The organism is Rhodococcus sp. YH3-3 (genome assembly GCF_001653035.1).
GTDB classification, from domain to species: Bacteria; Actinomycetota; Actinomycetes; order Mycobacteriales; family Mycobacteriaceae; genus Rhodococcus_F; species Rhodococcus_F qingshengii.
This window is the reverse complement of record NZ_BCWH01000001.1, coordinates 589,222-601,344: the sequence shown is the minus strand read 5'-3', so window position 1 is coordinate 601,344 and position 12,123 is coordinate 589,222. Positions and strand designations below refer to the sequence as shown.

The window sequence follows — 12,123 nt, the reverse complement described above, 5'->3', positions numbered from 1 at the left end:
CACTCGAGCAGTACACGTCCTCGGGCGCTGGTGGGTTCTACGACCACCAGCGCTCGAGGACTTTTGCGACCCCGTGTGCCGAATTGGTGTCGGTGACCTCGTCGGCTGCGGCTTTGGCTTCGGGGTGAGCGTTGCCCATGGCGACGCCGAGTCGAGCCATCCCCAGCATCGGGATGTCGTTGGGCATGTCTCCGAAGGCCACCAGACCCGACAGGTCGAAGCCGAACCTCTCCGCGGCAGCAACCAGGCCCGACGCCTTCGTGATGCCCGGCGCCGAGAGTTCGATCAGTCCGTTCTCGGTGGAGTACGTCATGTCGGCGAGCGCACCGACGTGCGGGGCGAGCGTGTCGTACATCGCCGTGCTGGTCATGCCTGGACGGCGAATCAGGAGTTTGACGGCCGGCGCCGCAAGCACTTCGTCCTCGGACATCTCGGTGTTGTCCGGGTTGAGCCAGGCGTGTTCGTAATCTGGTGAGCTGACGAACTGTGGGGTGGCGGCGTCATGTGCGCTCTCCCCCACTCGTTCCGCGGCCAAACCTGCGCCCGGGAGTGCAACCAGTGCCAGCTCGGAGAGTTCGGTGAGTGCGTCGACCGACAAGGTCGCGGCGCTGAGGACGCGGTCGGCGTAGCTGTCGTAGACAACGGCTCCATTGGCGCAGACGGCGAGTGGCGCGTATCCCAAGCCCTCGACGACGGGCGAAATCCATCGCGGAGGACGCCCGGTTGCCAGCAGGAACGGCGTGCCGGATTCGACGACGGCATGCACGGCGGCGCGGGTGCGGGCACTGACCAACTCGTCGTGATCGATGAGGGTGCCGTCGACATCGGTCGCAACCAAGGTTGGGCGGTCAGGGCTGATACGACGGTCTGGGCTCACACCGCCATTGTGCCTGCCCGGTACGACGGTCTCGCTCAGCGCGCCCGCTTCGCGCGTTCCTGTGCGTCCATGGCCGCGGCTTCCTCCGGCGTCGGTGCGCCACCGCCGAGTCGACGAGGCACCCAGTACGCCCCGGGCTCGTGCACGAACCCGTCCTGCACGTGGCGCAGGATTGCATCCATCTCGATGCGCAGAATCTCGCTCAACGCTTCGGCGGGCTCGACCGGATCGATCGGTGCACCCACCTCCACCGAGATCGGGAAATGATTGCGGCCCAGATTTTTCGGTCCGCCCTTGGTGACGATCCGCTGGGCGCCCCAGACGATCAGCGGAATTATCGGAACGCCGGCGTCGATGGCCATCCGAGCTGCTCCGGATTTCATTTCCTTGATCTCGAAGCTCCGGCTGATCGTCGCCTCCGGGTAGACGCCCACCAGTTCGCCCCGTTTCAGGGCGTCGACTCCGGCTCGATACGCCTGCGCTCCGGCAGAGCGATCGACTTCGATGACACCGCATCCACGCATGAGGAAGCCGAGGACCTTGTTGTCCGCCAACTCGGCCTTTGCCATCACCCTGAGCTTGCGTTTCGCGGTACCGACCGCCAGGGCCGCCGGTATGAAATCGAGGTAGCTCGTGTGGTTGATCGCGATGACGGCGCCACCGGACACCGGGACGTTCTCAGTCCCGGTGCGGGTGACCTTCACACCCTGGAAACCGCTCAGACCACGCGCGACTACCTCGACAGCGGTGTAAACGGGTTCGAAGGACATCGGTCAGCCTTCGGACTTCCGCGCCTCGCGAGCCTTGGCTTTCGCCTCGGCCTCATCGGCATCCATCTTGTCGGCCTGCTCGAGCGTCGGCGCGCTGCCACCGAGGCGGGCCGGCACCCAGTACTCGCCGGCGGGATGGTCGTAGTTCTTCTGCAGATCGAGCAGCAACTCCTGCATCGTCGACCGCAGCTTCGCCGTCAGCTCACTCGCCGGCTCGAAAGGTGCAATCGGCTCGCCGACGGCAATGGAGATGGGAGTGTTGGTGCGGCCCAAACGCTTCGGATAACCCTTCGTCCACACGCGCTGAGCGCCCCAGATGACGACGGGAACGATCGGGACGCCCGCCTCGATCGCCATGCGGGCGGCGCCGGACTTGAATTCCTTGATCTCGAAGCTCCGACTGATCGTGGCTTCGGGGTACACGCCCACCAATTCGCCGCGCTTCAGGAAATCTACGGCCGCCTTGTAGGAGTCGGCGCCCGCGCCGCGGTCGACCGGGATGTGCTTGAGGGCCCGCATGATCGGTCCGGAGATCTTGTTGTCGAAGACCTCTTTCTTGGCCATGAACCGGATGTAGCGCTTCGGGGTCCGTGCCGGCAGTCCCGCATACGTGAAGTCCATGTACCCGGTGTGGTTGATCGCGATCACGGCGCCACCGGACGCCGGGATGTTCTGCTCTCCCTTGACGGAGAACTTCAGGCCCTCGAAAGCGAAGACGGTACGGGCGATGCCGATGACTGTTCTGTAAACGGGATCCACAGTTCGCTAGCGTAGACGGGAATCCGTGATCTGACCCGCAGCAGTTCTGGGGTGGATGTTGGTCAGAATGTCGCAAAAGGGGCGTACGAACGAATGAAGTCGGCAGGACGAGCGGCAGTGGGGGCAGTCGCACTCGCCATGACGTTGGCGATAACCGCATGTGAGGACGACGGACGGACGGGAATCCTGACGGACGAACCGTCTCCGCCGACGACTGAAACCACGACGACAACCACTCTCGCACCCACGACGACAATTGCGCCCGCTGCGCCGGCCGCGCCACCTCCGGTTGGTGACGTGCCCGGCAATCCGGCTGCTGCGCCGGCCTTGGCAGCTTGGGCAACGGACCTGGTGTCCTTGGACGTGGACGCGCTCACGAACGCATGCTGGACGATGCCGCCCACAACGATCGCCGACCGATACTCGGATGTTCCCGCCATCTTGACGGCCATCGCCGCACCAGGCGTCGACGGCCAGTACGCGGTCACCTGGAGCGGCGGCGGACTCTCCGTCGCCGCCAAGCGCTCGGAGATCGCTTCCGGCTATGCGTGCCCGTTCGTCTTCCCTGCGGGGCAATCAAACTTCTACACCGCGGCCGACGCTTCCCACGCCGTCGTCAGGTTTCTCTCACGCGCCACGGGACGGCCGGTCAATACCCGCGACGTCGAGACGTTCTATCCACTGATCTGCCCCGGCAACAGCCCGTGGGATCCGGACGGCACCGGCGCAACCGGCCAGCCGCCTCTCAAGCTCGATCCGAATAAGCTGGCCGGTATCAAGTCTTTCGACGCCGACGCTGCAACAGTCACTCCGGTTCGCGGCGACTACGTCCGTGTCACCCTGCCCGTCAGCGACGGAACCGGTAACTCGCGCTCGATGCAGTTCACCCTGTCGATCGGCCCCGAGGGATATTGCCTCGGGGCCGCGACCTGAACTGCTTCGGTCAGGAACCGAAGGGAAGGAAATCGCTCGAGCCAGCGCTGCCTGAACCGAGGCTGCCCGTGCCACCACCGGTTGCAGCCTTGACCTGAATTGCATGGGCCGTCGAGGTGGAGCCTGTGAATCCGGCTGCGCCACTGTAGATTGCCGAAATCGAATGCGCGCCAGTTGTGGTGAAGGTGTGGTTCAGCGCCGCGATCCCGTTGACCACCGCCACAGCGTCACCGATCGGGGTGTCCCCATCCATGAACTGCACCGTTCCACCGTTCTGCACCGAACTGACAGTCGCCGACAGCGTCACCGACTTGTTCACCACAGCATCGGCAGGCGCCGTCACCACAGTCTCCGTGGTGACATCCGAAGGCGCAGGGTCCGTTACATTCACCGTCCGCGCTTGGGCCGAGGATCCGACTACACCGGCTCCTCCCGAATAGACCGCAGTGATGCTGTGCGCACCCGCAGAGGTAAACGAATGCGTCAGGCCGGCAGCGCCGGCCGTAACCGCTTCAGGACCGCCGATCGCGACCCCACCGTCGTAGAACTGCACGGTTCCGACGCCGACAGCATCATCCGACGACGTTCGGACGGTTGCCCACAAGTCGGTCGCCACACCAGTTTTGGCGTCGGTCGGAATATTCAGTTCGACGACGGATTCCTGGTCGGCAACACTGACCTGAACTGACTTCGCACTCGCAACCGAGTTCTTGAATCCGGCACCCGCGGTGAAATCCGCGGTAATGCTCTGCGCGCCAGCGGCATCGAAGGAATGCGTAAGCGTCGCGGTCCCACCGGACACCGTCACCGGTGAACCGATCGCAGTGCCATTCGACTTGAACTGCACCGAACCCACAGCATTGTTCGGAGCTACCGTCGCGGTCAGATCAACAGCCGTGCCCGTGATGGCAGTCGCGGGAACCGAGAGTGACGTCGTGGTCTGGACATCCACCGGAGCCGGATCCGACACCGTCACCGTCTGAGCAGGCGCCGACGAGCTGACAAACCCTGCACCGGCAGTGAAGTCAGCCGTAACACTTTGTGCACCAGCAGCATCGAACGCATGACTCAATGTCGCAACACCGCCAGTCACCGTGACCGGAGTGCCGATCGCAGTGCCGTTCGACTTGAACTGCACCGTACCGACAACATTGTTCGGAGCGACCGTCGCGGTCAGATCAACAGCCGTGCCCGTGATGGCAGTCGCGGGAACCGAGAGTGAGGTCGTGGTCTGGACATCCACCGGAGCCGGATCCGACACCGTCACCGTCTGAGCAGACGCCGACGAACTCACAAACCCTGCAGCAGCAGTGAAGTCAGCCGTAACACTTTGAGCCCCAGCAACATCGACCGCATGACTCAATGTCGCAACACCGCCAGTCACCGTGACCGGAGTGCCGATCGCAGTGCCGTTCGACTTGAACTGCACCGTACCGACAGCGTTGTTCGGAGCAACCGTCGCCGTCAGATCAACCGCAGTACCCGTAACCGCCGTCGCGGGAACCGAGAGTGACGTCGTGGTCACCACATCCACCGGAGCCGGATCAGACACCGTCACCGTCTGAGCAGACGCCGACGAACTCACAAACCCTGCAGCAGCAGTGAATTCAGCGGTAACACTCTGAGCACCAGCAACATCGAACGCATGCGACAGCGTCGCAACACCCGACGCAACTGCAACCGGTGAACCGATCGAAGTGCCGTTCGACTTGAACTGCACCGCGCCGACAGCGTTGTTCGGAGCGACGGTAGCGGTCAGATCTACGGCCGTACCCGTGACCGCCGTAGCCGGAACTTGAAGCGTTGTAGTCGTACTCAGCGCTGAGCTCGAGATCTCGATGGTCTGAGCTTGCGCGGTCGAACCACCAAAACCTGCAGTACCTGAGTAGACCGCAGTGATCGAGTGTGATCCCGTCGTGGTGAACGTGTGATCCAGGGTCGCCGCTCCGCCAGTCACCGCGATGGGTCCGCCGATGTCGATGCCACCGTCCTTGAACTGGACCGTTCCACCGTTAGCTGCCGGTGAGATGTTTGCGGTCAGCGCGACCGAGGTCTGCTCGACGGCACTACTCGGCACTGTCAACGACGCAGTCGTCTGTACATCGGCAGCGGCCACGCTCACTGTGCGTGCTGGTGACGTGGATGTCAGAAACTCGAGAACACCGTCGTATACAGCGGTGATGGAGTGACCGCCTGCCGCGGTGAATGTATGTGGCAGTGTGGCAACGCCATTGACGACGGCCACCGGGGCGCCGATGTCAGTTCCGCCATCCTTGAACTGAACGGTGCCGCCTGTCGGTGCCGGGGAGACCTGCGCAACCAAATCGGTCGACTGACCGACCGTTGCAGCCGCGCCGGATGTCACTGTGGTCGAGGTCGCCGCCTGCGAGACGACGTTGACGGTGGCCAATGCCTGACCACCCGCATTCAACCCACCACCACTCGAATCGCGCGGAGAGCAGTTGTAGCGCTCCCAGTACCCCGGCCAAAGGGTCTCGTACTGCAAGAACGTGAACGCATTCTTCGGCGAATTGAACGCACCCGAATCACCATCTGTGGCACGCAACTTCGGCTGCACCGTACTACCCGCGGCACCGGCAACCACCGTCACGTCGATCGCGGGCAACCGGAAGGTCTTCCCTGCCCCTACCTCGATTCCACCGTCACTGTTCTTGCTCGTGCTCGGGCCGTTACCGCCCTTGTTGTTCGAGTCAGCAGTCTGATTGTTCCCCGAAATACGCAGATGCGTACCCGCGCCATCCGGCGAACCGCCGTCGTTGATCCGAATCACCGACGGAGTTACACCGGACAAATTCGACGAAGTACCTGCCACGACCTGAGCATCCACCAACGACACCCCTGCAGCTATATCGAAGTCGTACTTGAGCCGCGTCCATTTACCGACACTGCGGCCTGCATGCCCACCCGTCGGCACCGACATCACGTTCGGCTGAACCCGATAGGTGAACGTCGACCCCGCCACCACCTTCTCCGGTGCAGACACCGTCACACCCGTCGAATGAAACACATCCGCGATATCAACAGCCAGATGTTCATAACCATCGCAACCCAGCTTGAACCCGATCGAGTTCTCCACCGCGGGAGATGACGTCGGAGCTGCCGAAGCAACGCCACCTGCCACCAGCACGCCACCGACCAACGCCGCCACCACGACCGCGGAACTTCTTCTCACCAACACGAACTCTCCTCAGCTAGCAACAGACGTGGATCGGGAACCGCACGGAAGGAGGTCACTCGAACAGAGCGGAAATCGGAATGGAGCTGGACGCTCGTACAGTACCCGTCAAAAGTAGTACTTGTATCAGTTATTTCAGACAAATATTCACGAATTGCCAATAGTTCAGCTAACGACCGATCAGCGATTCCCGAAGAGCAATGCCCCCTTGCACCTATGGGCGCAAGGGGGCATCACATCATCGGAGAATCATGAACCGAACGGCAGCGACAGCGAACCGAGCGAACCGGAGCCACCACCCCCGTTACCGACGTTCACAACCGATGCAGTCGACGTGGAACCCGTGACGCCCTGGGCTCCGCTGTAGACCGCGGTGATCGAATGGTTGCCGGTCGTGGTGAAGGTGTGGCTCAGCACGGCCTGCCCACCGACAACATCAACGGCAGTTCCGATCGGAGTCGTTCCGTCGAAGAACTGGACGGTTCCCGACGTCGCGCCGGAAGAACTGACCACAGCCTTCAGCTGCACCGCCGTGCCGACCTTTGCCGAGGACGGAGCCGTCAACGACGTAGAGCTTTCGACATCCGACGGGGTCGGAACCGTGACATTGACGTCGACAGACTCCGCAGTGGACGACGTGAACACACCGGATCCACTGAATACAGCCGAGACTGCAAAGGTGCCTTCTGCTCCGAAGACGTGCGGGAGCTTGGCAACTCCGTCAACAACCGCGACCGGGGCGCCCAGATCGACTCCACCGATCTTGAACTGGACCGTTCCGCCGGAAGGCACCAGGGCGTCCGAGGGATCTTCGGACACTGTCGCGAAGAGATCAACAGGCAGTCCGACCTTGGCTTCACCCTGAACACTCAGCACCGTCTTTGTCGCCTTGTCGACCGGAGCCGGATCCGACACCATCACCGTCTGAGCAGGCGCCGACGAACTCACAAACCCAGCACCAGCGGTGAAGTCAGCGGTAACACTTTGTGCACCAGCAACATCGAACGAATGCGAGAGCGTCGCAACACCCGACGTGACTGTCACCGGTGAACCAATGGCCGTGCCGTTCGACTTGAACTGCACCGTACCGACAGCATTGTTCGGAGCAACCGTCGCCGTCAGATCAACCGCCGCACCCGTGACGGCAGTCGCCGGAACCGAGAGTGACGTCGTCGTCTCCACATCCACCGGAGCCGGATCGGACACCGTCACCGTCTGAGCAGGCGCCGACGAACTCACAAACCCAGCTCCAGCGGTGAAGTCAGCCGTAACACTCTGCGCACCAGCAACATCGAACGAATGCGAGAGCGTCGCAACACCCGACGTGACTGTCACCGGGGAGCCGATTGCCGTGCCGTTCGACTTGAACTGCACCGTACCGACAGCAGTATTCGGAGCAACCGTCGCCGTCAGATCAACCGCCGCACCCGTGACGGCAGTCGCCGGAACCGAGAGCGACGTCGTCGTCTCCACATCCACCGGAGCCGGATCAGACACGGTCACCGTCTGAGCCGACGCCGACGAACTCACAAAGCCAGCACCAGCAGTGAAATCAGCCGTAACACTCTGAGCACCAGCAGCATCGAACGCGTGCGACAGAGTCGCAACACCGCCAGTCACCGTGACCGGGGAGCCGATTGCCGTGCCGTTCGACTTGAACTGCACCGTGCCGACAGCATTGTTCGGAGCAACCGTCGCCGTCAGATCAACCGCCGCACCCGTGATGGCAGTCGCGGGAACCGACAACGACGTCGTGGTCTCCACATCCACTGGAGCCGGATCCGACACGGTCACCGTCTGAGCAGGCGCCGACGAGCTGACGAACCCTGCACCAGCGGTGAAGTCAGCCGTAACGCTTTGAGCGCCAGCAGCATCGAACGCGTGCGACAGAGTCGCAACACCGCCAGTCACCGTGACCGGGGAGCCGATTGCCGTGCCGTTCGACTTGAACTGCACCGTACCGACAGCAGTATTCGGAGCCACGGTAGCGGTCAGATCAACAGCCGTACCCGTGATCGCCGTCGCCGGAACCGAGAGTGACGTCGTGGTCTCCACATCCACCGGAGCCGGATCAGAAACGGTCACCGTCTGAGCCGGCGCCGACGAACTCACAAACCCTGCACCAGCGGTGAAATCAGCCGTAACACTCTGCGCACCAGCAGCATCGAACGCGTGCGACAGAGTCGCAACACCGCCACTCACCGTGACCGGGGAACCGATTGCAGTGCCGTTCGACTTGAACTGCACCGTACCGACAGCAGTATTCGGAGCAACCGTCGCCGTCAGATCAACCGCCGTACCCGTGACGGCAGTCGCCGGAACCGAGAGCGACGTCGTCGTCTCCACATCCACCGGAGCCGGATCAGAAACGGTCACCGTCTGAGCCGACGCCGACGAACTCACAAAGCCAGCACCAGCAGTGAAATCAGCCGTAACACTCTGAGCACCAGCAGCATCGAACGCATGGCTCAATGTCGCAACACCGCCAGTCACCGTCACCGGTGAACCGATCGCCGTGCCGTTCGACTTGAACTGCACCGTGCCGACAGCATTGTTCGGAGCAACCGTCGCCGTCAGATCAACCGCCGTACCTGTGATGGCAGTAGCCGGAACCGAGAGTGACGTCGTGGTCTCGACATCCACCGGAGCCGAAGCAATGCTGATCGTCGCGAGTGGACCTGCACCAGCGTTGAGAGGCGTGGTGTCCTTGTTCTCGCGAGGCGAGCACCGGGTCGGAGCCCACTGTGTACCAAGGAAACTCGCCTTTGCGAGCTGAGTGCTGAAGTTTTCGCTGGCACCGAGGTTGCCGGCCGCACCCGCGGTCCTCACCTTCGGCTGGATCACTCCCGTCGCACCAGCGACCATTGTTACGTCGACTGCGGGAAGTCGGAACCACGTGTCTCCGTTGCCGTTTGTCGAGCCATCGAGGTTCTTCTTGGACTTCGGTACTCGAATTCCACCCTCCGAGTTCGTGCTCGTCGTCGGACTGTTGCCGATCACCTGGTTGTTTCCTGACAACCGCAGGATCCCGCCGCTGCCGTCGACATTGCCAGAATCGTTGACTCTGAGAACATTCGGTGCGACATTGTCGAGTCCGATGGAGGTACCTGCGACGACGGTAGCGGAAACGTACGTCGCATTGCTCGGGATGGCATAGTCGATTTTCAGACGTGACAAGTTCGTAGTAGTCGCTCCGGAGTCCTTGTCCGGATATGACGTTCCGCTCGGCTGAATTCGGTAGGTGAAAGTCTCGCCGGGCTGGACAGAAGCCGGGGCGTCGACCGTGATGAGGTTGTCGGTGACCTTGTGGACGTCTCCGATAATCGATCCGGCAACGCACGCTGTTTTGAAACCGGTGGTCGAGATAGCAGCTGACGCGGGCGTGCCGACCAGCAGCATTCCGGCGACCATGGCGGTTCCGGTTATGGGCACGGCGAATCGCCGCAACTGAGAGATTTGGGGCATGGGCACTTCCTTCGGAAGGGCAAACATGAGCAGTGGATTCGGACAAAACGTGTGCGCGCCGTCACAACATAACGAAAAAACTAGTACGTGTACTACTTTTGGCAAGACACTTGTCCAATTCACCCCGGACTCACCCTCGTATCACCAGACGCGGGATGGAAAAGCAGGGTATGGAAACTCGATTGAACGCAAAACTATCGCCAAAGCGGCCCATCGACAACGCTTTTGGTGGTCACCGCGCCAATCGGCGGGAAAAAGTTGATATTTCGTCAGTTCAGAAAAAGTTCCAAACCTACCAGTACGAAAGTACGAAAAGGGCCGCGACGGAGTCCGTCGCGGCCCTGATTGTGTTGGTTCAGCGTGTCAGCGAAGCACATCCGTGCCGACAAACGGCACCAATGCCTCGGGCACTCGCACCGAGCCGTCGGCCTGCTGATGGTTCTCGAGAATCGACACGATCCAGCGCGTCGTAGCCAAGGTGCCGTTGAGAGTGGCGGCCGTCTGCGGCTTGCCGTTCTCGTCGCGGTACCGAACTCCGAGGCGGCGGGCCTGGAACGTCGTGCAGTTGGACGTCGATGTCAGCTCGCGGTAGGTGCCCTGCGTCGGGACCCATGCCTCGCAGTCGAACTTACGCGCAGCCGAAGAACCGAGGTCTCCGCCGGCGACGTCGATCACGCGGTACGGAACGTCGATGGCTGCCAACATGTCTCGCTCCCACCCTAGGAGACGCTGGTGTTCGGCGTCGGCGTCCTCGGGACGGCAGTACGTGAACATCTCGACCTTGTCGAACTGATGGACACGGATGATGCCGCGGGTGTCCTTGCCGTAGCTTCCGGCCTCGCGGCGGAAGCACGAGGACCAACCGGCGTAGCGCTTCGGGCCTTCGTTCAGTTCGAGGATCTCGCCCGAGTGGTAGCCGGCCATGGGTACCTCGGAAGTTCCGACGAGGTACAGGTCGTCATCTTGCAAGTGGTAGATCTCGTCCGAGTGAGCACCGAGGAAGCCGGTGCCCGCCATGATTTCCGGGCGTACGAGCACCGGCGGAATCATCATCGTGAATCCGTTGGCGATCGCCTTCTGCGCCGCCAACTGCAGCAGTCCGAGCTGGAGCATGGCTCCGTAGCCGGTCATGAAGTAGAAGCGTGAACCCGAAACCTTGGCGCCGCGTTCCATGTCGATCAGGCCGAGCGACTCGCCCAGCTCGAGGTGATCCTTCGGCTCGAAGTCGAACTTCGGAATCTCACCGACGTGTTCGAGAACGATGTAGTCGTCCTCGCCGCCGGCCGGCGCACCTTCTTGTACGACGTTGGAAATCGCGCGGTGTGCGGCGTCGAGCGCGGCCTGCGCCTCGTGCTGCGCGGCCTCGGCTTCCTTGACCTTTGCCGCCAGTTCCTTGGAACCTTCGAGCAGTGCGGGACGCTCCTCCGGAGATGCCTGTCCGACCTTCTTGCCGAAGGCCTTCTGCTCTGCGCGGAGGTTGTCTCCGGTCAGAACGGCAGCGCGTCGGGACGCGTCGGCTTCGAGCAGAGCGTCGACCAGTCCTGGATCTTCTCCACGGGTGCGCTGCGACTCGCGGACGATTTCGGGGTTCTCACGGAGAAACTTGAGGTCAATCACGACTTCGAACTTTACCCACTCACTGCAGCTCTCCGACGGTCACGTCCACGTCGGAGAGGGGGAGATCACGATTCGAGCAGACTCAGGTAGTCCTCGCGTCCGAACATCCGAGCCGCGTCGACCGCCGTCGGGTGTCCACCTTTCGGGTCGGCTCCCCCGCTCACCAGCGCTTTCACCACCGCATCCTCGCCCTTGAAGACCGCTCCGGCAAGGGGCGTCTGGTTCTTGTCGTTGGGCCGGTTGACGTCGGCGCCGCGCTCGATCAGGGCAACGACGGCGTCAGCGTGACCGTGGTACGCCGCCAACATGACGAGCGTGTCGCCACTCTCGTTGGTCAGATTGACGGGAACTCCGGCATCGACGTACGACGCCAGCCCGGCTGCATCACCGGTTCGTGCCATGTCGAAGAGCCGGCCCGCCAGCTCGACAGCCTCGGGATCGAGTGGGGTGTTTTCGCTCATGACTACAAAATACTCACAGACGCGATTGTGAGTTTTGTAGTGAAG

The 12,123-nt window shown here is 62.3% G+C and carries 8 protein-coding genes; 1 reads left to right on the top strand and 7 read right to left on the bottom strand.

Features of this window, described 5'->3' with window-relative positions; all coding sequences use genetic code 11:
• Positions 1–37 precede the first annotated feature (37 nt).
• Genes YH3_RS02870 through YH3_RS02860 form a run of 3 tightly spaced genes read right to left on the bottom strand, consistent with a single transcriptional unit; the run spans position 38 to position 2,406 of the window.
• The gene (locus YH3_RS02870; protein ID WP_037131235.1) at positions 38–859 is read right to left on the bottom strand and encodes a Cof-type HAD-IIB family hydrolase; all 822 of its coding nucleotides are present in this window, start codon (positions 857–859) and stop codon (positions 38–40) included.
• Between the two features lie 53 nt (positions 860–912).
• A complete protein-coding gene (locus tag YH3_RS02865) occupies positions 913–1,647 on the bottom strand; it encodes a 1-acyl-sn-glycerol-3-phosphate acyltransferase (protein ID WP_007731829.1) in 735 nt (244 codons plus the stop codon).
• Positions 1,648–1,650: 3 nt separating this feature from the next.
• The gene (locus tag YH3_RS02860) at positions 1,651–2,406 is read right to left on the bottom strand and encodes a 1-acyl-sn-glycerol-3-phosphate acyltransferase (protein WP_003943903.1); all 756 of its coding nucleotides are present in this window, start codon (positions 2,404–2,406) and stop codon (positions 1,651–1,653) included.
• 93 nt (positions 2,407–2,499) lie between these two features.
• Here YH3_RS02860 and YH3_RS02855 point away from each other — a divergent pair, with 93 nt between their 5' ends.
• Positions 2,500–3,339, top strand: coding sequence for a hypothetical protein (locus tag YH3_RS02855; RefSeq protein ID WP_064442962.1), 840 nt, complete (start codon positions 2,500–2,502; stop codon positions 3,337–3,339).
• 10 nt (positions 3,340–3,349) lie between these two features.
• Here the strand turns inward: YH3_RS02855 and YH3_RS34835 are convergent, their stop codons facing one another.
• The 4 genes from YH3_RS34835 to YH3_RS02830 all read right to left on the bottom strand — a co-directional run bounded on the left by YH3_RS34835 (position 3,350) and on the right by YH3_RS02830 (position 12,078).
• The gene (locus YH3_RS34835; protein ID WP_082920571.1) at positions 3,350–6,532 is read right to left on the bottom strand and encodes an Ig-like domain-containing protein; all 3,183 of its coding nucleotides are present in this window, start codon (positions 6,530–6,532) and stop codon (positions 3,350–3,352) included.
• A gap of 252 nt (positions 6,533–6,784) precedes the next feature.
• Complete coding sequence (locus tag YH3_RS02840) at positions 6,785–10,000, bottom strand: Ig-like domain-containing protein (RefSeq protein WP_064443458.1); 3,216 nt, start codon at positions 9,998–10,000, stop codon at positions 6,785–6,787.
• A 363-nt stretch (positions 10,001–10,363) separates the two neighbouring features.
• Positions 10,364–11,617, bottom strand: a complete 1,254-nt coding sequence (gene serS, locus YH3_RS02835) for a serine--tRNA ligase (protein ID WP_007736032.1) — start codon at positions 11,615–11,617, stop codon at positions 10,364–10,366.
• 65 nt (positions 11,618–11,682) lie between these two features.
• A complete protein-coding gene (locus YH3_RS02830) occupies positions 11,683–12,078 on the bottom strand; it encodes an ankyrin repeat domain-containing protein (RefSeq protein WP_003945404.1) in 396 nt (131 codons plus the stop codon).
• Positions 12,079–12,123: the final 45 nt, after the last annotated feature.